At 68.6% G+C, this 25,681-nt stretch carries 27 protein-coding genes and 1 pseudogene; 12 read left to right on the top strand and 16 right to left on the bottom strand.

The annotated features are described in order from the left end of the window. Positions 1–3: 3 nt before the first annotated feature. Positions 4–420 carry a hypothetical protein gene (locus tag ACQPY0_RS18075; RefSeq protein ID WP_432990265.1) on the bottom strand — a complete coding sequence of 139 codons (417 nt, stop codon included), beginning with the start codon at positions 418–420 and terminating at the stop codon, positions 4–6. A gap of 140 nt (positions 421–560) precedes the next feature. Next, complete coding sequence (locus ACQPY0_RS18070) at positions 561–749, bottom strand: hypothetical protein (protein ID WP_432990263.1); 189 nt, start codon at positions 747–749, stop codon at positions 561–563. Positions 750–953: 204 nt separating this feature from the next. Between ACQPY0_RS18070 and ACQPY0_RS18065 the strand changes: the two genes are divergently transcribed. After that, positions 954–1,346 carry an ester cyclase gene (locus ACQPY0_RS18065; RefSeq protein WP_432990262.1) on the top strand — a complete coding sequence of 131 codons (393 nt, stop codon included), beginning with the start codon at positions 954–956 and terminating at the stop codon, positions 1,344–1,346. Positions 1,347–1,466: 120 nt separating this feature from the next. Further along, on the top strand, positions 1,467–1,646 hold the full coding sequence (locus ACQPY0_RS18060) for an SDR family NAD(P)-dependent oxidoreductase (protein WP_432990260.1): 180 nt from the start codon (positions 1,467–1,469) through the stop codon (positions 1,644–1,646). Positions 1,647–1,763: 117 nt separating this feature from the next. Here ACQPY0_RS18060 and ACQPY0_RS18055 read toward each other — a convergent pair whose 3' ends face one another. Then, positions 1,764–2,735: an aldo/keto reductase gene (locus ACQPY0_RS18055; protein ID WP_432990258.1), complete on the bottom strand. Its 972-nt coding sequence runs from the start codon at positions 2,733–2,735 to the stop codon at positions 1,764–1,766. A 170-nt stretch (positions 2,736–2,905) separates the two neighbouring features. On the opposite strand from ACQPY0_RS18055, the gene ACQPY0_RS18050 reads away from it, so the two are divergent. Together ACQPY0_RS18050 and ACQPY0_RS18045 are read left to right on the top strand one after the other, a co-directional pair. Then, positions 2,906–3,511: a TetR/AcrR family transcriptional regulator gene (locus ACQPY0_RS18050; RefSeq protein ID WP_432990256.1), complete on the top strand. Its 606-nt coding sequence runs from the start codon at positions 2,906–2,908 to the stop codon at positions 3,509–3,511. A gap of 99 nt (positions 3,512–3,610) precedes the next feature. Further along, positions 3,611–4,702: a Gfo/Idh/MocA family protein gene (locus tag ACQPY0_RS18045; protein ID WP_432990254.1), complete on the top strand. Its 1,092-nt coding sequence runs from the start codon at positions 3,611–3,613 to the stop codon at positions 4,700–4,702. A 69-nt stretch (positions 4,703–4,771) separates the two neighbouring features. Here the strand turns inward: ACQPY0_RS18045 and ACQPY0_RS18040 are convergent, their stop codons facing one another. Then, positions 4,772–5,404: a TetR/AcrR family transcriptional regulator gene (locus tag ACQPY0_RS18040; RefSeq protein ID WP_432990252.1), complete on the bottom strand. Its 633-nt coding sequence runs from the start codon at positions 5,402–5,404 to the stop codon at positions 4,772–4,774. 87 nt (positions 5,405–5,491) lie between these two features. On the opposite strand from ACQPY0_RS18040, the gene ACQPY0_RS18035 reads away from it, so the two are divergent. Genes ACQPY0_RS18035 through ACQPY0_RS18015 form a run of 5 tightly spaced genes read left to right on the top strand, consistent with a single transcriptional unit; the run spans position 5,492 to position 10,313 of the window. Then, positions 5,492–5,887: a hypothetical protein gene (locus ACQPY0_RS18035; protein ID WP_432990250.1), complete on the top strand. Its 396-nt coding sequence runs from the start codon at positions 5,492–5,494 to the stop codon at positions 5,885–5,887. Next, positions 5,884–6,672, top strand: coding sequence for an alpha/beta fold hydrolase (locus tag ACQPY0_RS18030; protein WP_432990248.1), 789 nt, complete (start codon positions 5,884–5,886; stop codon positions 6,670–6,672). Before ACQPY0_RS18035 ends, ACQPY0_RS18030 begins: the two co-directional genes overlap by 4 nt. Before the next feature lie 40 nt (positions 6,673–6,712). Further along, on the top strand, positions 6,713–7,822 hold the full coding sequence (locus ACQPY0_RS18025; protein ID WP_432990246.1) for an FAD-dependent monooxygenase: 1,110 nt from the start codon (positions 6,713–6,715) through the stop codon (positions 7,820–7,822). Between the two features lie 41 nt (positions 7,823–7,863). Beyond that, a complete protein-coding gene (locus tag ACQPY0_RS18020; RefSeq protein WP_432990244.1) occupies positions 7,864–9,552 on the top strand; it encodes a gamma-glutamyltransferase family protein in 1,689 nt (562 codons plus the stop codon). Further along, positions 9,552–10,313 (top strand): sulfite exporter TauE/SafE family protein, encoded by a 762-nt coding sequence (locus tag ACQPY0_RS18015; protein ID WP_432995291.1) that lies wholly within the window; start codon positions 9,552–9,554, stop codon positions 10,311–10,313. Before ACQPY0_RS18020 ends, ACQPY0_RS18015 begins: the two co-directional genes overlap by 1 nt. Here ACQPY0_RS18015 and ACQPY0_RS18010 read toward each other — a convergent pair whose 3' ends face one another. From ACQPY0_RS18010 to ACQPY0_RS17985, 6 genes are all read right to left on the bottom strand, one after another. Continuing rightward, complete coding sequence (locus ACQPY0_RS18010; protein ID WP_432990242.1) at positions 10,314–10,595, bottom strand: hypothetical protein; 282 nt, start codon at positions 10,593–10,595, stop codon at positions 10,314–10,316. A gap of 85 nt (positions 10,596–10,680) precedes the next feature. Continuing rightward, complete coding sequence (locus ACQPY0_RS18005; protein ID WP_432995289.1) at positions 10,681–12,087, bottom strand: MFS transporter; 1,407 nt, start codon at positions 12,085–12,087, stop codon at positions 10,681–10,683. 125 nt (positions 12,088–12,212) lie between these two features. Next, positions 12,213–13,307 (bottom strand): Gfo/Idh/MocA family protein, encoded by a 1,095-nt coding sequence (locus tag ACQPY0_RS18000; RefSeq protein ID WP_432990240.1) that lies wholly within the window; start codon positions 13,305–13,307, stop codon positions 12,213–12,215. A gap of 38 nt (positions 13,308–13,345) precedes the next feature. Beyond that, positions 13,346–14,239 (bottom strand): dioxygenase, encoded by an 894-nt coding sequence (locus ACQPY0_RS17995; RefSeq protein WP_432990238.1) that lies wholly within the window; start codon positions 14,237–14,239, stop codon positions 13,346–13,348. Beyond that, complete coding sequence (locus ACQPY0_RS17990; RefSeq protein ID WP_432990236.1) at positions 14,236–15,309, bottom strand: maleylacetate reductase; 1,074 nt, start codon at positions 15,307–15,309, stop codon at positions 14,236–14,238. The genes ACQPY0_RS17995 and ACQPY0_RS17990 overlap by 4 nt, the downstream gene beginning before the upstream one ends. 108 nt (positions 15,310–15,417) lie before the next feature. Continuing rightward, positions 15,418–16,167, bottom strand: coding sequence for an IclR family transcriptional regulator (locus ACQPY0_RS17985; RefSeq protein ID WP_432990234.1), 750 nt, complete (start codon positions 16,165–16,167; stop codon positions 15,418–15,420). Between the two features lie 212 nt (positions 16,168–16,379). Here ACQPY0_RS17985 and ACQPY0_RS17980 point away from each other — a divergent pair, with 212 nt between their 5' ends. From ACQPY0_RS17980 to ACQPY0_RS17970, 3 genes and pseudogenes are all read left to right on the top strand, one after another. Further along, positions 16,380–17,600: an FAD-dependent monooxygenase gene (locus ACQPY0_RS17980; protein WP_432990232.1), complete on the top strand. Its 1,221-nt coding sequence runs from the start codon at positions 16,380–16,382 to the stop codon at positions 17,598–17,600. Positions 17,601–17,656: 56 nt separating this feature from the next. Then, positions 17,657–17,896 (top strand): annotated as a pseudogene (locus ACQPY0_RS17975) (thiamine pyrophosphate-binding protein); the annotation flags it as partial. A gap of 192 nt (positions 17,897–18,088) precedes the next feature. After that, complete coding sequence (locus ACQPY0_RS17970) at positions 18,089–19,282, top strand: thiamine pyrophosphate-dependent enzyme (protein ID WP_432995287.1); 1,194 nt, start codon at positions 18,089–18,091, stop codon at positions 19,280–19,282. 77 nt (positions 19,283–19,359) lie between these two features. Here ACQPY0_RS17970 and ACQPY0_RS17965 read toward each other — a convergent pair whose 3' ends face one another. The 6 genes from ACQPY0_RS17965 to ACQPY0_RS17940 all read right to left on the bottom strand — a co-directional run bounded on the left by ACQPY0_RS17965 (position 19,360) and on the right by ACQPY0_RS17940 (position 25,555). Further along, positions 19,360–20,091, bottom strand: a complete 732-nt coding sequence (locus tag ACQPY0_RS17965; protein WP_432990230.1) for a GntR family transcriptional regulator — start codon at positions 20,089–20,091, stop codon at positions 19,360–19,362. Continuing rightward, complete coding sequence (locus tag ACQPY0_RS17960) at positions 20,092–21,138, bottom strand: Gfo/Idh/MocA family oxidoreductase (protein WP_432990228.1); 1,047 nt, start codon at positions 21,136–21,138, stop codon at positions 20,092–20,094. It abuts the gene before it with no gap. Continuing rightward, on the bottom strand, positions 21,131–22,510 hold the full coding sequence (locus tag ACQPY0_RS17955) for a TIM barrel protein (RefSeq protein WP_432990226.1): 1,380 nt from the start codon (positions 22,508–22,510) through the stop codon (positions 21,131–21,133). Before ACQPY0_RS17955 ends, ACQPY0_RS17960 begins: the two co-directional genes overlap by 8 nt. Continuing rightward, positions 22,507–23,343, bottom strand: coding sequence for a carbohydrate ABC transporter permease (locus tag ACQPY0_RS17950; protein ID WP_432990224.1), 837 nt, complete (start codon positions 23,341–23,343; stop codon positions 22,507–22,509). The genes ACQPY0_RS17955 and ACQPY0_RS17950 overlap by 4 nt, the downstream gene beginning before the upstream one ends. Beyond that, the gene (locus ACQPY0_RS17945) at positions 23,343–24,179 is read right to left on the bottom strand and encodes a carbohydrate ABC transporter permease (protein ID WP_432990222.1); all 837 of its coding nucleotides are present in this window, start codon (positions 24,177–24,179) and stop codon (positions 23,343–23,345) included. Before ACQPY0_RS17945 ends, ACQPY0_RS17950 begins: the two co-directional genes overlap by 1 nt. A 104-nt stretch (positions 24,180–24,283) precedes the next feature. Then, positions 24,284–25,555, bottom strand: coding sequence for an ABC transporter substrate-binding protein (locus ACQPY0_RS17940; RefSeq protein ID WP_432990220.1), 1,272 nt, complete (start codon positions 25,553–25,555; stop codon positions 24,284–24,286). Positions 25,556–25,681 lie beyond the last annotated feature (126 nt).

Here is a 25,681-nt window from a genome sequence, read left to right as displayed (position 1 = left end):
ACGTCAAGCTGATCCGGCATGCCAGGGCAGCAGCGTCGGGGGGTCCACCGCGGCGACCGCGGGATCGAGCGCCAGCACATGACCGGCGTCGAACGGCCACCCACGCACGCCCAGGTCGCGGTCGAGCAGGAACTCCAGGAACAGCGCCAAACCGGACCCGACGATGTACGCGAGTGCCGAGGGATCCTCTGACACGTCGACGAAGTAGACCGCGTCGGCATCCAGATGGACGCGGCCCGCATCGATCACGTACTGGCCCCCGGTGCCGTCGCCGGCCACAGGCAGCCATCGCCGAGGCCGCCAATCGGGATACATCCGCAGGACCGCATCGATGTCGAGAAACTCCCGGCCCGTGCCCACGCCGTAGAGGCCGCCCGGCCCGGCGAGCGCGCCGTTGCAGGACGAGAGCCACTCGCGCAACGACTCCGGCAGGGGATACCCCATCTCCGCCTCGAGCCCCTCGAGTTGTTGACGAGGGGCACCCCTCGGCGGCGGCTCCCCCGGCGGACGGGGTACTCGGCCGAGCAGCTCGTTGACCCGCGCGAACCGTGGCTGCGCCGTCACCGGGGGAACACCATCAGATGTCCATAGCGCATGTCGACGTCCAACGCCTGCGGCATGAGCGGTGCCTGGGTCCGCGTGGCGCCGTTGAGTCCCACCTTCCAAACCCTCCAAGCCTCGGTGACCATCGAGCGATCGACCGGTTTCATGCCTACCAGATTCGCCAGCCGGTTCGGCTCGCCCGGCATCAGATGCGACCACTCGGGTGGCTGCTGAAGCGTTCGCTGATCCTCTGATTCAGGGATGCCGGTCCTGCGTGACGTGTGACACGTTGCTTTCTGTACCGATCGGTCTTAGCTTAATAAAGTACCGATCGGAACATAAAGGTTCACACGCGGTGCCAAGCAGCATCACGGCCGGAGAAAGCCCCGGCACATAGAGGGGAGAACGCCATGTCTGAGTCCGAGGTTCGTGAGGTTTTCGAGCGCTACATCGAAGCGCTCAACGCGCATGACTTCGACCGGATGACCGAGTTCGTGCATGACGAGCTCGTCGAGAACGGCAAGCCGGCCAGGCGGGAGGACATCATCGCGGAGCTGAAGGCGCACGGCGATTCGGTGCCGGACTTCACCTGGCGGGTCCAGGACATCGCCATCGACGGTGACCGGGTGGCGGCCCGCCTGTTCAACAAGGGCACGCACACCAAGGAGTGGCTCGGCGTCGCCCCGACCGGCGCCGTCGTGGAGTTCGCGGAGTACGCCTTCCACAAGGTCCGCGACGGGCGCTTCTACGAGATGAACTACCTCATCGACGCCCAGGCGGTCCAGCGGCAGCTCAGCAACTGACGTTCCGCACGCGTCCGGCTTCCGCACCGCCGACAGCACGGCCCGGAAGCCGGACTTTCCGACCGCAGCAATGACGAAGTACGACAACCGAACCCGGTCCGGGGCGACAGAAAGGTCCTCATGACTGACACCGGCGAGCGCTGCCTCGACGCTCTCACCACTCCCGCGTCCGGCCGGATCGCCGTCGTCACCGGCGCCAGCCATGGGATCGGTGCGGCCATCGCCGACCGTCTCGCCGCCGGCGGATTCACGGTTGCCGTGCACTACCGGACGGGCTCACCCCGGCCCGGAATAAGCTGATCGACATCAATTCGATCTATATCAAGGTCTATCGATGCGGTTGACACCGGCCACACTCCACGCGAGGCAGGGGCAAGACCATGGGGTCAGGCCCCTGCCCCGCGGAAAGCCCGGGGCTCAGCGGTCGATGGCGGCCATGTTGGCCTCGTCGTAGCGATCACCCAAGGCCGGTGCCAGGCCGTTGAGGCGGGCGACCTGGCTGTCGGTGAGCGCGACGTGGCCGGCGGCGGTGTTCTCCTCCAGCCGATCGATCCGGGTGGTGCCGGGAATGGGGGCGATGTCGTCGCCCTGGGCGAGCAGCCAGGCGAGGGCGACCTGTGCGGGTGTGGCCCCGGCCTCGGCGGCGACGGCGCGGACCTCGTCGACGATGCGCAGGTTGCGTTCGAGGTTGCCGCCGGTGAAGCGCGGGTTGGTGCGGCGCCAGTCGTCGGCGTCGAGGCCGTCGAGCGAGCGGATGTTCCCGGTGAGGAAGCCGTGGCCGAGCGGGGAGTACGGCACGAAGCCGATCCCCAGCTCGCGCAGAACCGGTAGAACCGCGGACTCGGGGTCGCGGGTCCACAGCGAGTACTCGCTCTGCACCGCGGTCACCGGGTGCACCGCGTGGGCCCGCCGGATGGTCGCCGGCCCCGCCTCCGACAGGCCGATGTGACGCACCTTGCCCTCGGCGACCAGGGCTGCCAGCGCGCCGATGGTCTCCTCGATGGGGGTGTCCGGGTCGACGCGGTGCTGGTAGTACAGGTCGATGTGGTCGGTTCCCAGGCGGCGCAGCGACCCCTCCACGGCGAGCCGGATGTTGGCCGGGGTGCCGTCCGCGCCGGGCCGGCCGGTGTGCGAGACGAGACCGAACTTGGCGGCCAGCACGACCTCGCCCCGGCGCCTCTTCACCGCGCGGCCCACCACTTCCTCATTGGTGTACGGGCCGTACACCTCGGCGGTGTCGATGTGCGTGACACCGAGGTCCAGGGCGCGGTGAATGGTGCGGATCGCCTGGTCGTCGAGCCGGCCGGCGCCGGTGTAGAAGGCGGAGATCCCCATGGCGCCCAGGCCGATACGCGAGACCTCAAGGCCGCCGAGCGAGGTGGTTTTCATCGTGTTGGTTCCCCTTTCCGGGATGTGAATCAGACCGCTTTAAGTTCCGGTTGGTACCGAAAGCTAGCATATAAGTTCCGGTCGGTACTAAAATCTGGTGTGAGGGAAGGAACAGCCGGACGCGCTGGTCGGCCGCTCCGTACTGGTTCTGGATCGAGGAGGATGCCGCTATGAGTGGTTCACGGACGACGGTGAGAGGCCGGCCCAGGGAGTTCGACATCGACGAGGCGCTGGAGCGCGCCATGCAGGTGTTCTGGGCGCGGGGCTACGACGGCACGAGCCTCACCGATCTGACCGGTGCCATGGGGATCACCAAGACGAGCATGTACGCCGCCTTCGGCAACAAGGAGCAGCTCTTCCGCAAGGCCCTGCAGCGCTACGGCGAAGGCCCGGCCTCCTATGCGACGCGCGCCCTCCGCGAGCCGACCGCGCGGCAGGTGGCCGAGGCGTTCCTGCGCGGCGCGGTCCGGGCCACGACCCAGCCCAGCGCGCCCGCCGGGTGCATGGCCGTACAGAGCGCGCTGGCGTCGAGCGAGGAGAGCCGGCCCGCGCACGACGTGCTCGTCGACTGGCGCAACGACGCCGGCGATCGCCTCGAGGAGCGCTTCCGGCGCGCCGTCGACGAGGGCGACCTCCCACCCGAGGCCGACCCGCGACGCCTTGCCCGCTTCGTCATGACCACGGGATTCGGCATCGCAGTGCAGGCCGCGAACGGCCTCACCGCCTGCGAACTCGACGAGATCGTCGACACCGCGCTGCTCAGCTGGCGGCCGTAGCGACTCCCTTGGAGGCCTGACCCGCACCGGGGTGGGACTCACATATCCCGATTACGTACCAACCGGAACATAAATCGTCGGAATGCGGAAGGAACCACTATGGAAGAACCACGCGCGCGCCGTACGGTCGGCGTCGGGATCGTGGGCCTGAGCGCGGCGGGGGCGCACCTGCCGGCCCTCTCGGCCGTCGACGGCATCGAGCTCACCGCGCTGGCAGCAAGCTCGCCCGCGTCGGCCCGCGCCGCCGGCGCCGCGTACGGGGTACCCGCGTACGCCTCGGTGGAACAGCTGGCCCAGAACGAGAACGTCGACCTCGTCGTCATCGCCGTCAAGGTCCCCCGGCATCGCGAACTCGTGCTGCCCGCGCTGAAGGCTGGAGTGCCGGTGCTCAGCGAGTGGCCGTTCGCCGTCGACCTGCCCGAGGCCGAGGAGATGGCCCACGCCGCCCGCGGCACGCGGACCTTCATCGGGCTCCAGGGACGCTCCTCGCCCACCGTCCGGTGGCTGGCCGAGCTCGTATCCGGCGGATACGTAGGGCAGGTGCTGTCCGCGACCGTGGTGGCGTCCTCGTCCGAGTGGGGAACCGCTGTCTCCGAACGCATGCGCTACACGCTCGACCGCACGCTCGGCGCCACCATGCTCACCATCGCGTTCGGGCACGCGATCGACCTGGTGTCGATGACCGTCGGCGAGCTGCAGGACGTCGTCGCCACGACCGCGACCCGGCGGCCCCGCGTCCCCCTCGGCCGCACCGGGCAGACGGTCCCGATGACCGCCGAGGACCAGATCGCCGTCTCCGGCACCCTGCCGAACGGCGCGATCCTCTCCGTCCACCACCGCGGCGGCACGGCGTCGGGCCCCGGATTCTCGCTGCTGATCGACGGCACCGAGGGGACCCTCGAGGTCACCGCCGCCGGACATCCACACATCAACCCGATCACGGTACGCGGCGCGCGCGGTCGTGCCCGGCCGGCGGAGCTGACGCTGCCCGACGGCTACGACGGCCACCCCCGCCTGGCAGGAACACCGATCCACACGCTGGCCCACGCCTACACCGCGATCCGCGACGACCTCGTCCACGGCACCGCGACCGCCCCGGACTTCGCCCACGCCGTCACACGGCACCGGCTCCTGGACGCGATCGCGCGTTCCGCCGCCGACGGACACCGCGTACCCCTCGCACAACTCTGACAAGGAAGCCCCACCGCGCCGGCCCAGAAGCCGTTAGCACGCAAGCCCGCCTGGCCGGCACGCCCTGGGTCACGGTGCAGGAGTCGCTGCGCCGGGCCGTCGAGGTCGTCGAGGTGTCCTGCCGGGCGTGACGAGGGGCAGGAACGTGGTGTCGATGATCTCCTCGATGGTCGCGTCGGGGACCGGCTCGAGGGTCATCATCAGCTCGTAGCGGAAGAGGTCGAACGGTAGCCGGGCTATGCGCGGGGTGAGCTTGGCCGGGTCGATCTCGCCCCGCTCCACGGCGCGTTCGATGATCTGCTGGACGACCGCCTGGTGGTTGCCCGGCATCACTTCGCGCAGGTCGGCGATGCTCGTCCCGGTTTCCTTGTAGTACGCCCCGAGCCGCACCATCACGAGAGTGGCGACGTCGATGCGGGTCTGGTTGGCCTGGCGCAGCAGGGCGATCAGGTCGCCACGGAGGCTGCCGGTCTGCGGCGGTGGCGGCAAGTCGTTGCCCGCGCCGTGGCCCAGAGCGGCCCGGACCAGGTCCTGTTTGGTGGGCCAGCGGCGGTACAGCACCGCCCGGCTGGTCCCGGCGCGGATCGCGACCGCGTCGATGGTGAAGCCGTCGTAGCCGGCTTCCAACAGCTCGGCCCAGGCGGCGTCCAGCAGCGCCGACTCCAGCTCGGCACCGCGGCGACGTTGGGTGGAGCGTTCCATAAGAGGCATTGCGTATCCTATTTCGCGGCGGTACCGTGGCCTCGTCAAAGGTACACGACGTATCTTAAGGTGGCGAAAGGACCCCAGATGGACAGCTATCCGTCCGCCCCGGGAGACACCCTCATCTTCGAGAACGACCGGGTCCGGGTGTGGTCGATGACGCTCGCGCCCGGCGGCATGTTCGACTTCCACCAGCACCACCACGACCACTTCGTGCTCTGGCCCGACGCCGGCCGGGCGCAGGGCCAGGAGGCCGGCGACGCCGACTGGTCGCTGTCCCAGGTGGCCCAGCCCGGCTACGTGATGTATCGCGCGGTCGGCGCCACCGGCCTGCCGGCCCACCGCATCCGCAACCTCGAGGACCACACGGTCACGCACTACATCGTCGAGCTGATCGGTGAGCCGTTGCGCAGCAGTGAGCCCCTGCCGCCCGTCACCAACGGCCGCGGTCACCTGGTCCGCGCCGAGGGCGAGGAGTCGTGACCACGACCGGGCGGGTGCGGGCCGGGGACGTCGAGATCGCCTACTCCGAGTCGGGGTCGGGCGAGCCGGTCATCCTCATCCACGGCGGCGAGAGCAGCCGGGCCCAGTACGACGCGTTCCGGCCGCTGCTCGGCGCCGGTATCCGGGCCGTCGCCTACGACCAGCGCGACACCGGCGACTCCGTCAACCCAGCGGCGCCGTACGGGACCGAGGACCTCGCGCGGGACTGCGCGGCGCTGATCCGGGGCCTCGGGTACTCCCGGGCCCACGTGTTCGGCGCCTCCTTCGGCGGCATCATCGCGCTCCAGCTCGCGATCACCGTGCCCGACGCGGTCCAGACCCTGATGCTGGGCGCGACGGTCTCCCGGGTCTCGTTCTCGGCGGGTTCCACGGCCGGCGACATTGTCGCGCTGTCCCCGCAGGATCGCACCCAGCGCATGCTCGACTTCGTCCTCTCCCCGCAGGCGCAGGCATCGCAGGAGCTGATGGCCGAGACGCTCGGGATCCTCCTGCACCGCCCGCCCGCGGAGGACGCCCGGCGGCTGGACGCGGTCCGCAACTTCGACATCACCGAACAGCTACCCGAGATCACCGCACCAACGCTGCTCATCTATGGCGAGGACGATCCGAGCGCCACGCCGGAGAAGGGCCGGGCACTCGCGGCGGCGATCCCCGGGGCCCGACTCGAAACGATCCCCAAGATCCGCCACGGCATCACGATCGAGGGCAAGGACACCGTGGCCCGGCTGATCCGCGAGTTCGTGCTCGCGCACCCAAGCAACTGACAGAACCCGCGCTCCCAAGCAACTGACAGGAACAGGAACCATGGACATTCTCGTCTCAGGGGCCGGCATGGCCGGACTGTCGGCCGCGGTGAACCTCGGCGCCCGCGGCCACCGCGTCACCATCGTCGAACGCTCCTCCCACTTCCGGGTCAACGGATCCCCGATCGACGTCCGCGGCGACGCGATCGAGATCGTGGACAAGATGGGGCTGCTGCCGCAGATCCTGGCGCAGCGGGTGGACATGACCGAGCAGGGCCAGTTCGTCAACGGCGACGGCGAGGTGGTCGCCCGGCTGCCGTTGGAGGAGACCAGCGACTCGGCCGACGACATCGAGATCGCCCGGGAGGACCTCGCGCGGATCCTCGCCGACGCGCTCCCGGCCGACGCGACAGTGATCTTCCAGGACTCCGTCAGTTCGCTCGCCGACAACGGCGACGGCGTCGACGTGCGGTTCGTCTCGGGCCGCGAGGCAGGCTACGACCTGGTGGTCGGCGCGGACGGCCTGCACTCGGCCGTGCGCCGGCTCGCGTTCGGCCCGGAGCGCGACTACATCCGCCATCTCGGGTTCTACATCGCCATCGCGGACCTCCCCGACGAGCAGCCGCGCGCCGACCGCGTCAACCCGGTCTACAACTACCCGGAGCACATGGTGAGCGTCATGCGCTACAAGGACAAGGCGCTCGGCGTGTTCCTGTTCCGTTCGGACCCGATAGAGTACGACTACCACGATCTCGACGCCCAGAAGCAGATCCTGGCCGACGCATTCGCGGGGCACTCCGAGTGGCGGATCCCGGCCCTGATCGAGGCGGCCCGGGTCGATCCCGAGCTGTACTTCGACTCGGCGGCCCAGATCCACATGCCGGCCTGGCACCGCGGCCGGGTCGTCCTCGTCGGCGACGCCGCGCACGCCGCCTCCGGTCTGTCGGGGCGGGGCACGTCGATCGCGTTCACCGGCACCCACATCCTCGCCGAGGAGCTCGAGAACTGCGCCGGCGACCACGCCACCGCGTTCCCGCGCTACGAGACCCGCCAGCGCCCGTACGCCGACTTCGCCCAGCACAGCATCCACGGCGGGGCCGAGCTCGTCGTCCCGGCCACCTGGGAGGCGATCCACGCCCGCAACGAGCGGATCGCGGCAGCCTCGAGGTGACCGCGTTCCAGGCCCGGCCAGACCTGACGGGGTCTTTCGGCATGTGCGCGTCGACCCACTGGCTGGCCTCCTCCACCGGGCAGTCCGTGTTCGAACGCGGCGGCAACGCCTTCGACGCTGCGGTGGCCGCGGCGTTCGTGCTCCACGTGGTGGAGCCGCACATGAACGGCGCCGGCGGCGATCTGGTTGCCCTGATCGCCCCCGCCGGCTCGCCCCCGCAGGTCTTGGCCGGGCAGGGCCCGGCCCCGCAAGCCGCGACGATCGAACACTTCAGATCGGAGGGCCTGGACCTGATCCCGGGCGCCGGAACGCTGGCCGCGGCGGTCCCTGGTGCGGTCGACGCGTGGCTGATGCTGCTACGCGACCACGGCACCTGGGAACTGGCCGACGTCCTCGGCTATGCCATCCACTACGCCACCACCGGCCACCCCATCAGCACCGGCGCGGCACGGGCAATCGCCGCCGTGACACCACTGTTCCGCCAGAGTTGGCCCACATCGGCCGAGCTGTGGCTGGACGGAGGCGTACCGCCGCAGCCCGGCCAGATCGTGCGCAACCCGCTATACGCCGACACGCTGACCCGGCTGGTGCACGGGCCGGGCAGCCGCACCGACCACATCGACCGCGCCCGAACCATCTGGCGAACCGGGTTCGTCGCCGACGCCATCGACACCTTCGTCCGCACAACACCACACCCGCACTCCACCGGCACCGTCCACCGCGGCGTGCTCACCGCCGACGACATGGCCAGGTTCACCGCCACCTACGAGATACCTGTGGCCGGCACGTTCCGCGGCACGCAGATCCTCAAGGCCGGTCCTTGGTCACAGGGCCCGGCGCTGCTGCAGACCCTCGCCATCCTCGACGGCTACACCGATGCGGAACTCGACCTGACCACGGACTTGGGTGTGCACCACGTGATCGAGGCACTGAAGCTGGCCATGGCCGACCGGGAGGCCTATTACAGCGAGGACCTCCCCGCCGCAGACCTGCAACGCCTGCTGTCCGCCGAATACGCCCGGCAGCGGCGGGTACTGATCACGCCGACCGCCTCCCACGAGCTACGCGCCCGCGCATGGCTCCCGGCCCAACGCACCAGCCCGGACGAGGCCGTCCGGCACACCGGCGCCGGCGAACCCACCCGCGGCGACACCTGCCACCTCGACATCATCGACCGCTGGGGCAACACCATCTCCGCCACACCCTCCGGCGGCTGGCTCCAATCCTCCCCCGCGATCCCCGGACTCGGCTTCGCGCTCGGCACCCGCCTCCAAATGCTCTGGCTCGACCCCGACAGCCCCTCAGCGCTGCGGCCGGGGAGACGGCCGCGGACCACCCTCACCCCAACCCTGCTCGTCCGCGACGGCCACGTCGTCAGCGCGCTCGGCACGCCCGGCGGCGACCAGCAGGAGCAGTGGCAGGTGGGATACCTCGTACGCACCCTCGTCGCCGCAATGACCCCACAGCAGGCGATCGAAGCGCCCGCCTTCCACACCACCAGTTTCCCCGAAAGCTTCTGGCCCCGCACCTGGACACCCGGCGGCGCCGTCGTCGAAAACCGCCTCGGCGACCACGTCGTCGAGGCCCTCACCGACCGCGGCCACATCGTCACCCGTGTCGGCGACTGGGAACTCGGACGACTCTCCTGCGTCACCCGCGACCCGAAGACGGGACTGCTGTCCGCGGCCGCCAACCCCCGCGGCGGCCAGGGCTACGCCGTCGGGCGATGATGACGGCCCTCCATGCCGCCGTCCTGGTGCTGGCCGGATTGGCCGCCGGAACGGTCAACGCCATCGCCGGCGGCGGATCGTTGATCGCGTTCCCGGTGTTGCTCGGCATCGGCCTGCCCCCGGTGTCGGCCAACGTCAGCAACGCACTGTCCGTCGCGCCCGGCTACGGCGCCAGCGTCTTCGGCAGCCGCAGCGACCTGACCGGCCAGGGCCGGCGCCTCCGCAGGGCGGTGCCGACCGCGGTCCTCGGCGCGCTGTGCGGCTGCGCGCTGCTGCTCGCCACGCCGCGCGCCGTGTTCGACATCGTGGTGCCGTTCCTCGTCCTCGGTGCGACCGCGACGCTCGGGTTCCAGACGCGGCTCCGCAAGCTCGCCGGGCAGCCCCGCGACCACTCCCCACGCAAGGCCGCCGCGCTGCTGCACCTGGCCGTCTTCCTCGGCGGCCTCTACGGCGGCTACTTCAACGCCGCGCTCGGCGTGTTGCTCGTCGCCGGCCTCTCGCTCATCCTCGACGACCCGCTGCGGCGGGTCAGCGCGCTGAAGAACGTCCTCTCAGCGACCATCGGCGTCGTGACGGTCGTCGTCTACGGCGTGTTCGGCCCGGTCAACTGGGCCGTCGTCGCGGTACTCGTGCCGGCGACCATGGTCGGCGGTTTCCTCGGCGCCCGCCTCACCCAGCGACTGCCGCCGCGCGTGCTGCGCACCGTCATCATCACCTTCGGCGCGACCGTCGGCGGCGTCCTGCTGATCCGGGCGATCTGATCAGCGCCGCCTCCCGATGCGCGCACGGATCGCGGCCAGGCCGGCGAGGAACTCCGGCTGGTTCATGGACCATTCCTGCTCGCCGGACTCGGCGTCCAGGAGATCCGCGTATGCGCTTCGCCCGTCCCCGGCCCCGCGCAGCGGTACGATGGCCCGCTCGACATACGCTCTGCGCTGTCCGCCCAGCGGCCGGGCGAGCCCAACCGCGGTGGGCAGCAGCTCGTCGCGCGGCACGACGGCCGCGACCAGGCCCCGCGCCAGGGCCGCGTCCGCGTCCCACACGTGCCCCAGGATGCTGCCAGGGCCGCTTGTTGCGCGCCCACCGCCCGGTTCATCAGCCAGGTGTGCCCCCGCCCGGCCTAGGCAGTTACACCCGGCTATGCCCGTGCATGGCGTCGAAGTGGATCTTGCGAGGAGACAACACCGTTGCGAGCAGACCCGCTACCGCTGCGAGCAACGCGAGTACGCCGAACACCACGCCGTAGCCCCGTACCGCGGCGGCGGCCTCGAGGTTGGGCCTGCCCGGATGCCTGGAAAGGTAGGACGAGGTTGCCGAGGCAGCGATGACGCTGGTTACCGCCACGCCCACCGCACCGCCGATTTGCTGCATGGTGCTCACCAGGGCGGCGACGGCTCCGGCGTCCCGTGGCTCGACTCCGAGCGTTGCGGTGTTCATTGACGGCGGCATCACCATGCCCAAGGCGAGGCCCATCACCACGAGGCCGGGCAGGACTCCGGCCTCGTACGAGCTGGCCGGCCGAAGGAGGCTGAGGTAGCCCAGGGCGACAACGCTGAGGTTGAGTCCGACCGTCACGATGACTCGTGGCCCAAACATTGGCAGGGTGATCCGGTTCGAAACGTTCGAGCTGATCATGATGCAGACGATCATGGGTAGAAACGCCAGGCCGCCGTTGAGCGGGCTGAGATGTTTGACGTTCTGGAGGTAGTAGGACAGGAACAGGTTGAGGCTGAAGGTGGTCAGGCCGACGAAGCCGACCGCGACGAACGCCATGCCCCGCAATCGTGAAACGACGATCCGCAACGGCAGGAGAGGGTGAGGGACGCGGCGCTCGACGACACTGAACGTAATCAACAGCACGACGCCGACAGCCAGCGACGTGAGCGTGACCCTGTCGGTCCAGCCTTTGGCCTCGACCTGGGAGAGGCCGAACACCAATCCGAACAGACCCGCAACCGCCAGCACCGTGCCGGCGATGTCGAGGTGAGGCCGGACTGAGGGTTTGGCGTGAACCATGTACGCCTTGGCAGCGAGGGCTGCCCCAGCCGCGAACAGTACGTTGACGTACATGCACCAGCGCCAGGACAGATACTCGGTGAGGATTCCGCCGAAGATGAGACCCACCGCTCCGCCGCTGACGGCAACCGTTCCGAAGAGCGCGAAGGCTTTGCCCCTGTCGCGGACGTCGGTGAAGGTCGTGGCCAGCGTGCCGAGAGCAGCCGGCGCGAGCAGCGCGGCGGCCGCGCCCTGCACGGCGCGCGCGATCACCAGTACCGCGAAAGATGGTGCGGCGCCGCCCAGCGCGGAGGCTGCGGCGAAGGCGATCAGAGCAATAAGGAACGTGCGCTTGCGGCCGGTCCGGTCGCCGACGCGGCCGCCGAGCAGCAACAGGCTGCCGAAGGCAAGGGCATAAGCGGTGATGATCCAGTGGCGCTGGCTGTCGGGGAAGTCGAGGTCTGCCTGCGCTGAGGGCAGGGCGATGTTCACGATCGTCGTATCCAGGACGACCATGAGCTGCGCGACGGAGACCACCATCAGCACGGCCCATCGCCGACGGCCGAGCCCGTTCGCCGGCGATGGCGCCGGCGATGGATGAGCTTCGTTGATGGTGTTCGGACACTTGGAGCCGACACTACTATGCGTGCTCACGCCGGTCAGGCCTAGTCTTGACCGGCCGCGGGCACGTCGATCCATTCGCTCCTGGAGGTGGTCGATGTCAGCACGGCCTCGGTGAGCTGGGCTGCCCTCAGGCCGTCGGCAAACTGGGGGCGGTCGCCCGGATCGTCGCCGCGTATGGCCGCGTAGGTGTCCGCGACGAAGTCGTTGAAGCAGTGTTGGTAGCCCTGGGGGTGCCCAGGTGGGAGCGCGTTGCTCCGGCGGGACTGCTCCCCACCGGAGGACGGATCACGGTCGACGACGTGTGCCTCCGAGGGCAGGCCGACCCACATTGACTCGGGGCTCTCCTGGTTGAAGCTGTAGGAGACCTCGGGACCGTCGAAGGAGAACCACAGGCGGTTGCGTCGACCGGCGCTGACCTGGCTGATGACGAGTGAGCCGATGGCGCCCGCGTCGGTCTCGAAGGTGATGAGGCCGCCGTCTTCGGTGAGGTTCTGCTCGGGGCCGCCCTCGCGGTCGAAGGCGTTGCCGAGGCGGGCCGAGAGCCGCGTGATGCGGTGGCCGGTCACGTACTCCATGAGGTCGCACCAGTGGATGCCGATGTCCCCGAAGGCGCGTGATCGTCCACCGGCGGAGGGTTCGACGCGCCAGTTGGTGGCATGCCGGCTAGCGAGCCAGTCCTGAAGGTAGCTGCCGTGGAGAAGCCACAGCCGGCTGCCATCACGCCTCAGACGGCGGCGGATCTCGCGGACGACCGGGTAATAGCGATAGACGAACGGCACGCCGGTCACGATTCCGGCGTCGGCGGCCGCGTCGGTGAGGTCCGCCGCGTCCTGCAGTGAGGTCGCGAGCGGCTTCTCACAGACCACCGCGACCCCAGCGGCGATGAGCGTTCGGGACGCTTCGTGGTGGAGTGCGTTGGGAAGGCAGACGTGGACGACGTCGACTCCTGCGTCGAGGAGTGCATCGACGGTGGCGAAGCCGGTGGCGTGGGGGTAGCGCAAGGCGGCTTCCGTGCCGGAGTCGTGCGTTCGCCCGACGACGCCGACGACTCGGGCGCCCGCGGCCAGGATGGCCTGTCCGTGCACGCGGCCCATGAAGCCGGTGCCGAGGATGCCCGCCCTGATGTTGTCAGCCATGATTGTCCTCTTCTCTCTGTGTTGGCGCGACGGTGGCCTCAAGCGCTGGCCGGCGCCAGGACGATGTCAAAGCGCACGTCGGTCCACGTCTGTTGCCCGAGTTCGCGGCCGTCGGGTGTGGGCGTGCCGGCAGGGTGCCGCGTGAAGTCCTTGATGAGTGTCTCCTTGACGCCGAACACGCTGTCGGCCCAGCCGATCTGGTCGCCGCGAACAAAGATGTGGGTCACGAGGGTGCGGTAGCTGGAGGCGCTGACCATGAAATGCAGGTGAGAGGCGCGCAGCGGGGAGCGTCCGGTCGCGGAAAGCATCCTGCCGACGGGGCCGTCGTCGGGGATCGGGTACGGCGTGGGCGTCAGCGCCCAGAACCGGTACTCGCCGTTGTGGTCGGTGAACAGATGGGCGCGGCCCGACGTTCGTGCGTCGTTGTACTGCACGTCGTACAGGCCGTCTTCGTCGGCCTCCCACACGTCGATACGCGCGCCTTGGACCGGTGTGCCGTCGGTATCGCTGACGCGTCCGACGACCCAGCACGGTTCGCCCGGTGCTCCGAAGGCCATGTCGCCGCCGTGCCCGATGAGCGGAGCACCCTGCACGAAGAACGGCCCGAAGACCGTCGCCTCGGTGGCGTCGCGGTAGGCCTCGTTATTGACGCTGATCACCTGCATCGAGATGCCGAGCACGTCGGAGAGCAGGATGAACTCCTGCCGCTTGTCGGTGGTGGTGCGCCCGCAGTCGGTGAGGAACTGCATGGCCGTGTTCCATTCCTGCTCGGTAAGCCGCACCTCGCGCACGAATCCGTGGAGATGCCGGACGAGCGCCTGCATGATCTGCTTGAGTCGCGCGTTGTCGGCTCTGTCGAATGAACGCTCGACGCGCTCGATCAGCTCGACCTCGCGGGCGAGCTGGTCTTCGGAGAGGAAGGGGGTGCTCATGGGCCCTCCTGTTTGACTGGTACGCCGGCCCAGGCGTCGTGCAGCAGCGACTCGAGGTCGGCCTGCGTGACGGGGCGGGGGTTCGACGGCGGGATCGACGGCAGGATGATGCGGGCGGCGTCGGGGATGTCGGTCTCGGCGAATCCGATGTCGGCGAGCGATTTGACGGCGCCGAGGTCGCGCCGCAGCTGAAACAGACCGGTCGCCCCGGGGAGTTCGTCGAAGGCGGCGCTGATGCGCGACTGCGCGTCCGGCGCTGCGGGGCCGTTGAAGCTGATCACGTAGCCGAGCATGATCGCGTGGGTGTCAGCGTGGGGAAGGTTGTAGGCACCGCCGAGCGCATGGCAGATCTTGTGATGCATCCCGGAGCCGGCGGAGGCAAACGCGACCGCCGCCAGGTATGCGCCGTACAGCAACTGCTCACGCGTGTCGAGGTCGTCCGGGTTCGCGTGCAGGGCGCGCAGGCCCGGAATCAGGGCGCGTAGCCCCTCCGTGCCGAGGGCGCGGTTGATCGGGTCGGCGCGAGGGGCCCAGAAGCCGTCGATCGCGTGGGCGACCGCGTTGAGCCCGGACGCCACCGCGAGCCGGCCCGGCAGGCTCGTGCTCAGCGCCGCGTCATACACGACGATCTTCGGCAGGACGTTTGGGTCGACGCCGGTGGTTTTGCGATGCGCTTCGGTCATGCCCCACACGTCGGTCGCTTCGGAGCCGGCGAACGTAGTCGGGATCGCGACGATCGGCAGCCCGGTGTCGCGGGCGACGATCTTGGCGAGCCCGGTGGACGAGCCGCCGCCGATTGTGACGACGGCGTCAACCTCGTTGTCCCGTGCGACGGCCACCGCGGTGCGGGCGCGCTCGATCGGCACGTGCGCGACGACGTCGCGGATGCGGGCGACGACGGGGGTACGCGCGGCGACCGCGTCAGCGAGATCCGCCACGAACGGATCCGCGATGAGCAGTACGCGTCGCGACCCGAGTGCCGCTACGGCAGCGGCGGTGTTGTCCACGGCCGCACCCGTTCCGAACAGCACGCGCTGTCCCAGCGTGTGATGGTCGAACGTGAGGCCCATTGGTCACCTGTCCCTGTTTCAGCGTGTCGCCGGCCGGGACGAGCGTGGATGATCTCCGGCTCGGACAAAAGCCGGATGTTCGTTCAACGGACAATCTGAAGGCTTGGGTCAGGAGGCGCTCACGGCGATGCCAGGCCGCCAGCCCAGTGCTCTGGAGATCCCGAGCCCGGATGCGACCACAGAGGGAACGGTGGCCTGGGGGCGCACCGAGCCTGTGCGCACCACGACGGAGAGGGCGGCGACCACCCGTCCGTCGCGATCGACGATTCGAGTTGCCACCGAGTCGGCACCGACCGTCAGCTCTCCTCGAACCATGGCTGTCCCGGTCCGCCGGCAGGCCGCGATCTCCCGACGAAGTGATGGAGGGTTCACGTTCGTCTGCGCCGTGAAGGTCGGCAGTGGTCCCGCCAGAATCCGGTCGATGAACGCGTGGTCCGTGTGGCTGAGCAGCACCTTGCCGACACCGGAGCAGTGCAGCGGCAGGCGCCCGCCAACCTCGGATACCAGGTTGACCGCGTGCGGGGCGGACATCCGCTCGATGATCACCGCGTGGTCATCGTCGAGCACGGCGAGCTGTACGTGTTGACGCAGGGCGGTGTACAGATCGTCCATGAAGGGCTTGGCCAGAATGCGCAGCGACTCAGTCCGGGGTGCCAGCGTGCCCAACTGCCACAGCCGCACACCGATTGCGAACCGGCCGTCGGCACAGCGATCGATGGCCCCCGCTTCTTCCAGCTCGAGAACCAGTCGACGAGCCGTCGCATGCGGCAGTCCGGTCTCCCGAACGAGATCGGCGAGGCTCAAGAGACTGCGCTCGGGGCGGAACGCGAACAGCAACTCGAGCAGCCGCGAGCTCACGCTCCTCCCGGGCTCGCTCGTGCGCGGCATGGCAGGCACCTCCGTTCGGTGGGACTGTCCCGAATCCTAGCGACTGATGTTCGTTGAATGAACACGGATGGCTGGCACGCATGTTCATTGAACGGTCACATCGCTTGAGCCAACGCCGCGGCAGGAAATCATGTGGCGACCGCACGGAGCGGCCCGATTCGGCACGGAGGAGGAGACGCGGCGTGTCCCGACCAGCGCCCGACGGGCTGGACATCGCAATCATCGGCGGTGGGATCGGAGGTCTGGCGGCAGCCGCGTTCCTGGCCCGCGCCGGCCTTTCGAGCACCGTCTATGAACAGGCCTCGGAGATCAAAGAGGTCGGGGCGGGACTGGTTGTCGCGCCCAACGTGGCGCGGCTGTTGCGGCGGCTTGGCGTGCTTGACGCATTCGTCCCGCGCGCCGTCCAGCTCGACGTGGGCTGGGAATTCCGGCGGTGGAAGGACGGGACTGTGCTGTCCGCCGAGGCCCTGGCGACGTCGTGCAAGGAACTGTATGGCGAACACACCTATACGGCACACCGCGCTGATCTGCTTGACGCCATCATGTCGGCGGTTCCCGACGGGACGGTTCGCCTCGGCATGCGATGCGTCGACGTCGCGCTCTCCGAGCCACGTCCGGTCGTCCAGTTCGGCGACGGGCAAGTCATCCGCCCCGACGTCGTGATCGGAGCCGACGGCATCCATTCCGTCGTACGCCCCGTGGTCGCCGAGGCCCGCCCGGCGCAGTACTCCGGGCTGTGCGCGTTCCGCGCACTCGTGCCGGCCGACAAGGCGCCGTCGTTCGCGCTCAGACCCGCGCAAACCCTCTGGATCGGCCCAGGGCACCACCTCGTGCACTACCCCGTTTCGGCCGGGGAACTGGTCAATGTCGTCGCATTCGCTCCCGCCGGGAACTACACCGTCGAGTCATGGAGTGCAACGGCGACGGTCGACGAGTTCGCGGACGAGTTCCAGGGATGGGATCCCCGACTCATCGAGCTGATCCGGGCCGCCGAATCACCCGGACGCTGGGCCCTTCTCGACCGCGCACCGCTGGGCCGGTGGAGCGGGGGCCGGGTGACGCTGCTCGGTGACGCCGCGCACCCGATGTTTCCTTTCTTCGCCCAAGGCGCGGCGCAGGCGGTTGAGGATGCCGCGCTGTTGGCGCTCTGCCTGGCCGACGAGCAGCGCGAACCTGGGCGGGCACTCACGCGCTACGAGTCGCATCGGATGGCGCGCACGGCGCGCCTGCAAGAGGTCAGCCACGGGCGAGCGCATGTCAACCACCTGCCCGATGGGCCGCAGCAGCAGGCGCGTGACCGAACGTTCGCCCTGGCTGATCCGCTCGTTGCCAACAGTTGGATCTACGAGTACGACCCTGAGGTCGCACTCGCCGCACGCGATGGAGACGAGGTACCCCGTTGACCGGCAACCCGCAGACAGCGGAGCGAACCGTCAGCCGATACAAGGCCTACCAGCTGGTGGCCCGCACCCTCGCCCACCATGGGCACGACACGATCTTCGGCCTGCTCGGTAGCGGAAACTTCCAGTTCACGGATGCGTTCACACGCGAGCACGGCGGACGCTTCGTCTGGGTCCGGCACGAGGCGTCAGCAGTCGCCGCCGCCACCGCCTACGCACAGGTCACCGGCCGCGTCGGAATCGCGTGCGTCCACCAGGGGCCAGGCGTGACCAACACCCTGACGACCCTGACGCACGCGGTCCGCGAGCGCCAGCCGGTCGTCCTGCTCGCGGGTGAGACCGGCCGCGGCCGGCGCGTGAACCAGACAATCGACCTCGCCGCGTTCGCCGCCGCCGCCGGCGCTCGAGTCGTACGCGTCACCGACGCGGCGAGCACGGTCACCGTGATCACCCGAGCGCTGGCAGCCGCCGCGGCGGATCGCAGCCCCGTCGTGATCGGCATCCCGGTCGACGTGCAGCAGGACGAGTCGGAATGGCACGATCCGCCACTGGGACCGTCGTCCAACACGCCACGCAGCCGGTCCGCTGCCAGCGATATCGAACGTGCCGCCGATCTCATCACGGCCAGCCGGCGCCCGCTGGTCCTCGCCGGCCGCGGCGCCGTCCTCGCCAACGCGCGTACCTCGCTCGAGGCTCTTGGCGACCAGATCGGAGCGCTGTACGCAACGTCCCTGGTGGCCAACGGATTCTTCGCGGGACATCCGCTCAGCCTGGGCGTCTGCGGCGGCTTCGGGTCGGAACTGGCACACACCGTGGTCCCACAGTCAGATCTCGTCCTCGCCTTCGGCGCCAGCCTCAACCAATGGACCACCATGCACGGCCGGCTCATCGACGGTGAGTCCGTGGTGCAGTGCGATGCCGACCCCGCGGCGATCGGGGCAAACCGTCGGGTCCGGCTCGGCCTGGTGGGTGACGCGGCCGAGACCGCGGCGGCCCTCACGGCCGAATTGGTGCGGCGTGGACACCGCGCGACCGGGTTTCGTGGCACGCCTGTGGAACAACAACTGCGGGCCTACGTACCGGGCGAGCAATTCGAAGCCAACGAGGAAGACGGCCTCGTCGACCCGCGATCAGTTGTCGTCACGCTCAACCGGTTGCTTCCGAGCGAGCGAACGATCACGTACGACAGCGGGCACTTCCACTGGTTCCCGACTCCGTACCTGGCGGTTCCCGACGCAGCCGGATTCGTGGCCGCGCAGGGCTTCCAGTCGGTCGGCATCGCTCTCGGCACCGCCGTCGGCGCGGCGGCGGCGAGGCCAGATCGCATCGCGCTGGTGTTCATCGGCGACGGCGGGACACTGATGCAGCTCGGTGAGATCGATGCTCTGACCGCGCAAGGGCTTCGTGTCGTAGTCGCCATCCTCAACGATGGTGCGTTCGGCGCCGAGGTCCATCACTTCGAGCCGATGGGGTTCTCCCCGGAGCTCGTCCAGTTCGGCGATCGCGACCTGGCGGGCGTGGCCCGGGCCCTCGGTGCGGCCGCTGCCGCGGTGCGGTCAATTGGCGACCTTGAGCAGGCAGTCACCAAGTGGCTGGCCGGCTCACAAGGGCCACTCGTTCTGGACTGCAAGGTCAATCCGCGGGTCCGATCCGAAGGTCTCCAGGAGGCGTTTCGCCAGCACTGACTCGGTGTCGCAGCAACTCGGCCGCCGGACGTGAGTTGATCTCCTTCTCACGTCACGGCGCGTACCGACAGACGGGGTCAGCTTTGGCTGGGCGCGGCAGAGAGGTAGCCGGCGTTCTCGATCGCCTTGATGGCGGCCTGAATGGATCTGCGCACAAGCAGAGCGGCCAGCTGGCCGTCGCCCCGCTGGACGGCATCGAAGATGGCCTCAGCAAAGTAGAGGCTCTCGGCGAGCCGTCCCTTGCGCGAGAGGGCCCGCCTCACCGGCAAGGTCTGGAGGAACAGGGAGTTGAGGATGCCTCTGGCCGTGTCGTTTCCCGACACCGCGGCGATGGCATCGAAATATCGGAAATGCGCCCACAGATAGTTGCTGTCGTCGTCATCGGCGGCACACTGCCGTAGGACCTCCATGATCGACCTCAGGAGCGCAATGTCGTGTTCCGACACTCGTTCCACCGCGACTTCTGCGAGGGCTGCCAGCAACTCGGCGCGGACGAAGAAGATTTCACGAATCTGTTCCAGGCTGAACAGGGGCACTCGCGGCCGCCGGCGCGCTCGCATCTCGACCAGGCCCTCCGACTCGAGCAAGGCGAGCGCTTCGCGGACGGGCGTCCTGCTCGTTCCGAATCGGCTGGCCAGGTCGACGCTGTTGAGATCCTGGCCGGGGCGGAGCTGTCCCTGGATAATGGCGAGCGCAACCCAGACGGCGATGTCGACGACTGCGGGTTCGCGCCGTTCCGACAGCTTCAGTAGCTTGATGAGCTCGTCTGGTGCATCGATGCTCCAAGCTATCACGCTCTCGACCGCCACCTAGCCTCCTTCACCGAGATGAACCACCTGGGCTGCGGCGGACGCTCGGCGAGCCGCATCGATGACGCGCATTGTCGCAAGTCCTTCCGCCCATGGCACCGGTGGCGCGCCGCCGTCGGCCACCCAACTGGCCACGCCGTCGTAGAACGCCTGCCAGCGTCCGCGATCAGCGGTGACGGGTGCGGGCGGCTGGCTCCCGCGTCGGATCACCCAGTCGGATGGGTCCGTGACACCCCACGACGCGGTTCCCGGCACCAGTCCGTCTGCCAGGTCTGCCTGCTGGCGGTCCGGCGTACCGAGGGTGATCAGGACCTCCTCGACCGCCACCTGGAACCGGGGTGAGTCCGGATCACCCAGCGGCCCGGCGGAGAGGTGTGACCGGCTCCCGTCGGCATGCTCCAGCGCGACGAACACCTCATCCTCAGCGATCGCGCCGCGTCGACGGGCGCGAAGCTCGGCATAGACCGCGGTGGCCGGGCCTAGCAGGGTGATCGCCTGGTCGATGAGGTGCGTGCCAACCTCCCGCAGGATGCCGCCGCCTTCTGAGCGGTTCCGCCAGCCGTCGCGGACGGTTGGCTGCCACCATTGGATCCTGGACTCGAGGCGGGTGGGCCCGGTCCACCACTGCTCGGATCGCAATCGTTGCAGGGTCAGAAAGTCGCTGTCCCACCGCCGGTTGTGGAAGACAGTCAACCGTGCGTTATCGTGCTCCGCCAGCCGGGCGGCGGCCTCCAGGCTCGTGGCCATCGGCTTCTCAACAACAACGTGAACACCGTGGTCGATCAGCCGCTCAACGACGTCGCCGCGGTAGGCGGGCGGAAGCGCGACCACGGCGACCGCGCAGCCCTTGGCCGCAAGGGCCTCGGAGGTGACATGCGCGTCCGGGCACTGCCGCCGGGCCGCCTCAGCCCGCGCCGCATCGCGCGTGACGACCACGTCGAGACTCAGTCGCGGATTGGCCGCGATCAGGGGTCGGTGAATGCCGGAGCCGGAGCCGCCAAAGCCGATCAGGGCGACCGGAAGCCGGTCGGGACGTCGCTCAGACATTGGACAGAGCCGCAATCATGGCGTGGTGCTTCGAGAGCTGGTCGACGGCGTCGGACGAGTCACTCCAGAGGTGTCCTTCGTACTCGCTCATGATGTGGCCATCGAATCCGGCGTCTGAGAGTTTCGCGAGGACATCCGCATAGTCGATCGTCGGCTCACCGGCCGCCTCCATCTCGAAGAATTTCCCATGAATGATCCGCGTGTACGGCAGGACTTCGGGCAGCCAGCCGGTGTCGGACCGGCGGAACAGCCGATAGGTCCGGTCGGCCAGTCGAGCGGCCGCGGCATCCATCGGCAGTCCCAGGTCCGCGAGGCGGGACCGGACCGCGTGCAGCGGGAGTCCGTCGCGCCATCCGTTCTCGATGATCCGCGCGGCTTCGGGCGGGCCGCCTGCTCGCAGCACCTGAGCGACCCACCCGGCCGGCAGCGTCCGCATGACGCAGGACAGGTCGACGACCAGCCCGAGCCTCGGCGACCGAAGGTCATCGAGCAGCGCCAGGAGTTCCTGGACGCTGGGATCCTGCGCGGTCTGGGCGTGCAGTTCGGTGAGCACGGCCAGGTCGTGCCGTTCGGCGGAAGCGGCGAGCTGCTCGAACAACCGTGGATCGGGTGGCACGTTGAGGCGAACGAACGAACAGCCGAGCGAGGCCGCGATGCTCAGCTCACGTTCCATCCACCGGAGAAGCTCGTCGTCTGCGGCGTCGTCGGGTCGGCGCCCCGGGTCGAGGAACGCGTCGTAGCAGTGCAACGCGAGGCCGTACTCGCGCATCAGGTCCGCGAGGCGGCCGAGCCACCGCGTCGACGGGTTGGGGTATCCGGCAACCACCTGCGCGCCCAGCACCTCGAGGGCGGTGTAGCCGATCGCGCTCACTTCCCGCAGGCAGGACCGTATGGAGCGCCCTCGCCGCAGCTCGCCGGCGAAGCTGAAGGTGCAGACGCCCAGCGGCCACCGCGGTTGGTGTGGGTCGATCATCGTCGTGTCGGCGCGCACGGTCCGGCGGGGCCAGTCGCCGTTGTGGCCTCTTCCATCCGGCATTCGAAGGGTCAGTTCGACCGTGACGACCGTTCCGGCGCAGGCACCCGGGGGCCCCTGGCCGTGCGCGACGCCGATCTGGAGATCCTCGTCGACCGACCAGTACCGGTCGGACATGCCTTGCAGTTCGGTCAGATTGTGCGGTCGCCCGTCGATGTGCGTCAGCAGCAGGCTCTCTGGGACCGGCTGGCCGTCCAGGGATACGACGATGCTCTCGACGCCTGACATCGGCAGCGCCCGAAACCACGGCAGCCGCAGGCGTACGGACCACTCGAGTCCACTGGAGCAGCCGGACGGGTGGCGGACTGCCGATGGCCGCAGCGTGTATGGGTCGGTCATGACTTGATACCGCCGGCGAAGCCGCGGACGAGCTGTTTCTGGACGATGATGAAGAAGACGAGCACCGGAAGCACCGAGATCACGATGCCCGCGAACACGTAGTTCCACTGCGCGGCGAACTCTCCGACGAAACCGTAGATCGCGACGGGCAGGGTCTGGTTGCTCGTGCCGGCGAGGAAGACCAGCTGCGTGAAGAAGTCGTTCCATACGAACAGCGCGGTGACCACGGCGACGGTGGCGGTGACCGGCGCCAGGAGCGGGAAGATCACAGACCAGAACACTCTGATCGGGCTTGCACCGTCGACGAGGGCTGCTTCCTCGTACTCCTTGGGCAGGGTGCGGATGAAGCCCGCGTAGAGGAAGATCGCGGTCGGAAGCTCGATGCCCGTGTACAGCAGGATCATGCCGGCGTGGGTACCCACGAGCCCCATCTCGCGCAGCAGCACGAACGCCGGAATCAGCCCGAGCTGGTATGGCAGGACGATGCCGATGACGAACAACAGGTACAGGACGTTGTTGAGGCGGGACGCGTGTCGGGAGATGGTGTAGGCGGCGAGTGAGGCGAGCAGGACGATGACGACGACGCTGCCGCAGGTGATGATGACGCTGGACAGAAGGCCGTCCCCCAGTGGGCTGTAGCCGCCGGACCATGCCTCGCTGAAGTTGTCGAACTGGGGATTCGTGATGGGGAAGGCGAGCGATCGCTCGTTGATCGCGGCGTCGTCCTGCAGTGACAGCGTGGCAATGATGTAGAAGGGGATCCACCAGATGGCCGCGGCGAGCAGCAGGAGAATCTCGCGGACAAAGGTCAGCTTGCGGTACCGGCGGCTCATCAGAGGTCCTTCCGACTGCGCAGCAGGAAGATCTGGGCGAGCGCCACGACCGCGATGAGGACGGTGAGCAGCAGTGCGATAGCCGCGCCGTAGCCGTAGTTGCCGTTGGCGAACGACTGGCGGTAGATCTGCGTCGCCATCGACTCCGTGACTTCGGCAGGGCCGCCGTTGGTGAGGCCGATGACCTGGTCGAAGACGCGTAGGGTCATGATCGTTGGCAATGCGACGGCCACGACGATGGCCGGATTGAGCATCGGCAACAGCACGGACCGGAATCGGGCGAACAGCCCGGCACCATCAATCTCGCTCGCTTCGATCAGGTCGTCCGGGACCGCCTGCAGTCCCGATAGATAGATAATCATGCATAGCCCCGTGAGCTGCCAGACGAGCAGGACGAGGATGGTCCAGATCGCGGTGTCGGGGTCTGCGGTCCATACCCGACGCCAACCCGAGAGTCCGGCGGCGCTCAAAACCTGGTTGAGCAGCCCGTCGTACTCGAAGATGAACGACCATACGTACGCGACGGCGAGCGGTGTGATCGCGAAAGGTGCGAAGAACAGCGTCCGGAGCACATGGCGCGTCATCAGAAGCTTGTTGAGGCCCAGCGCCAGCAGCATCCCCAGGACGTTCGACAGGATCACCGCCAAGGCCGAGAGCAGCAGGGTGTTGACGAGCGCCTGGCGGGCCACCCCATCGGAGAAGATCCGTTCGAAGTTGTCGAGCCCGACGAACTCGGCTTCGACGCTGACGCCATTCCAGCTGGTGAAGGCGTAGTACGCGCCGGCGGCGACGGCAACGTACCGCAGGAGGGCAACCGGAATGAGTGCGGGGAGCACCCACAGTCGCGATAGCCGTAGGCCTGGGACTCGGCGGGCGGGGCCGGGACGGGGGTTCGGCCCGCCCGCGGCCGACGCCGCGGGCGGGCTCTGCGTTGCGGACACTACTTCTTGCCCCATGCCTGATCGGTGTCGGCGAGAACTTGATCGATCGTTTTCTGCCCGGTCAGGAGCCCCTGGGCGCTGGTTGCGAGCTGCTGCGAGACCGCGGCGGTCGGCCAGGACAGGTAATTCAGCGTCAACGCCTTGTCCGACTCGAGATAGGGCCGCAGCGGCTCGAGCGCCTCCGGGATGACATCGCTTCCGTTGGAACCGGCGCCGTAGGCGATGGTCCCGGCGTGTTTCGCATACGCGATGCGCTGCTCGGGGAGCCCGAGGAACTCGAGGAGCTTCTTCGCGCCATCGAGGTTGCGGGCCTTGGCGTTGACCACGAGCGAGATGCCGCTGGTCCCCGAGACCCAGGTCGTGTCCTTGCTGTCTCCCGGGAACGCGAACGACGACACCTTGAGGTCGGGTGGTGCGCTACCGGCCACGATGGAAAGTGCCTGCGCGGGCATCACGTACATCGCGGCCTTCGAGGACGCGAACTGCTGCGAGTGCACGGGAGCGGCGACACCGGCGACGTCCGGGCTGTAGCAGCGAGCGTCGATCATCTTCTTGAAGTCAGACAGCACCTTCTTCCACTCCGCGCTGGCGGCGAACGTTGTCTTGCCGTCGGCTCGCTGCTGGTTCCAGTCCGGCACCGGCCCGTACACGTTGTTGGCGGCGAGGCTCTGCAGCGTGATGTTGACGTTCTGGAAGGACTTGCCAGCCAGGGCAATCGGGGTGAGGCCGGCGTTGGCGATGGCGGTGCACGCGTTGAGTAGCTCGTTGAACGTGGTCGGCACCTTGACGCCCGCCCGGGTGAACAGATCCGGGTTGTACGCCACGAAGAACGGTGCAAGATCGGTGGGGTATGCGTAGACCTTGCTGTCCATCGTGACCAGCGGCATTGTCGTCTTGGGTAGGGACTTCGCCCATGACGCGTCCGTCAGCGTGGCGAGCCGACCGCCCTGCGCGAGCGTCAGTGCGGCGAGTCCGCCACCCGAGCCGGGCGTGGACTGGATGACGTCGGCTGCCTGCCCGGCCTGCAGTTGGGTCTGGATCAGCTGCGGATACGAGTCGTTGGGTGTGAAGGTGGCGTCGACCTTGTATCCGGGGTTCGCGTCCTCGAAGGCCTTGAAGAGCGGCTCCCAGAGCTTCTGCTCCTGGGTCTGGCCGCTGAACTTGATCGTCCCGCCGGTCGAGGGTTGATCGCCTGCTCCACCGCAGCCGGCTAGCAAGACAGCAGCCGCCGCGACACCGGCGAACGCGCTGACTTTCCTTCCCTTGATCATGTTTGCTCCTGCGGTGCCAGTTGCCCTCGGTGGGGTCCGTGGGCGTGTAGCTGGCCACACTAGGGGCGGATCTTTGATCTGTCTACACTTCGGCCATCTTTGACGTTCAGGTCGCCGGTCAAGGCG

It is taken from the genome of Dactylosporangium sp. CA-233914 (genome assembly GCF_050942935.1).
Taxonomy (GTDB): Bacteria; Actinomycetota; Actinomycetes; order Mycobacteriales; family Micromonosporaceae; genus Dactylosporangium.
Note: the sequence above shows the minus strand (reverse complement) of the source record. Positions and strands in the feature narration are given on the sequence as shown.

Excerpts from the sequence above, each read along its gene's own strand:
- ACQPY0_RS18025 (WP_432990246.1), top strand. The coding sequence starts at position 6,713 with ATGGACATTCTCGTCTCAGGGGCCGGCATGGCCGGACTGTCGGCCGCG.
- ACQPY0_RS18050 (WP_432990256.1), top strand. The coding sequence starts at position 2,906 with ATGAGTGGTTCACGGACGACGGTGAGAGGCCGGCCCAGGGAGTTCGAC.
- ACQPY0_RS18040 (WP_432990252.1), bottom strand. The coding sequence starts at position 5,404 with ATGGAACGCTCCACCCAACGTCGCCGCGGTGCCGAGCTGGAGTCGGCG.
- ACQPY0_RS18065 (WP_432990262.1), top strand. The coding sequence starts at position 954 with ATGTCTGAGTCCGAGGTTCGTGAGGTTTTCGAGCGCTACATCGAAGCG.
- ACQPY0_RS18020 (WP_432990244.1), top strand. The coding sequence starts at position 7,864 with ATGTGCGCGTCGACCCACTGGCTGGCCTCCTCCACCGGGCAGTCCGTG.
- ACQPY0_RS18070 (WP_432990263.1), bottom strand. The coding sequence starts at position 749 with ATGCCGGGCGAGCCGAACCGGCTGGCGAATCTGGTAGGCATGAAACCG.
- ACQPY0_RS18035 (WP_432990250.1), top strand. The coding sequence starts at position 5,492 with ATGGACAGCTATCCGTCCGCCCCGGGAGACACCCTCATCTTCGAGAAC.
- ACQPY0_RS17960 (WP_432990228.1), bottom strand. The coding sequence starts at position 21,138 with ATGTCTGAGCGACGTCCCGACCGGCTTCCGGTCGCCCTGATCGGCTTT.
- ACQPY0_RS18000 (WP_432990240.1), bottom strand. The coding sequence starts at position 13,307 with ATGGCTGACAACATCAGGGCGGGCATCCTCGGCACCGGCTTCATGGGC.
- ACQPY0_RS18055 (WP_432990258.1), bottom strand. The coding sequence starts at position 2,735 with ATGAAAACCACCTCGCTCGGCGGCCTTGAGGTCTCGCGTATCGGCCTG.
- ACQPY0_RS18015 (WP_432995291.1), top strand. The coding sequence starts at position 9,552 with ATGACGGCCCTCCATGCCGCCGTCCTGGTGCTGGCCGGATTGGCCGCC.
- ACQPY0_RS17950 (WP_432990224.1), bottom strand. The coding sequence starts at position 23,343 with ATGAGCCGCCGGTACCGCAAGCTGACCTTTGTCCGCGAGATTCTCCTG.
- ACQPY0_RS17955 (WP_432990226.1), bottom strand. The coding sequence starts at position 22,510 with ATGACCGACCCATACACGCTGCGGCCATCGGCAGTCCGCCACCCGTCC.
- ACQPY0_RS18005 (WP_432995289.1), bottom strand. The coding sequence starts at position 12,087 with ATGGTGGTCTCCGTCGCGCAGCTCATGGTCGTCCTGGATACGACGATC.
- ACQPY0_RS18045 (WP_432990254.1), top strand. The coding sequence starts at position 3,611 with ATGGAAGAACCACGCGCGCGCCGTACGGTCGGCGTCGGGATCGTGGGC.
- ACQPY0_RS18060 (WP_432990260.1), top strand. The coding sequence starts at position 1,467 with ATGACTGACACCGGCGAGCGCTGCCTCGACGCTCTCACCACTCCCGCG.
- ACQPY0_RS17940 (WP_432990220.1), bottom strand. The coding sequence starts at position 25,555 with ATGATCAAGGGAAGGAAAGTCAGCGCGTTCGCCGGTGTCGCGGCGGCT.
- ACQPY0_RS17990 (WP_432990236.1), bottom strand. The coding sequence starts at position 15,309 with ATGGGCCTCACGTTCGACCATCACACGCTGGGACAGCGCGTGCTGTTC.
- ACQPY0_RS17995 (WP_432990238.1), bottom strand. The coding sequence starts at position 14,239 with ATGAGCACCCCCTTCCTCTCCGAAGACCAGCTCGCCCGCGAGGTCGAG.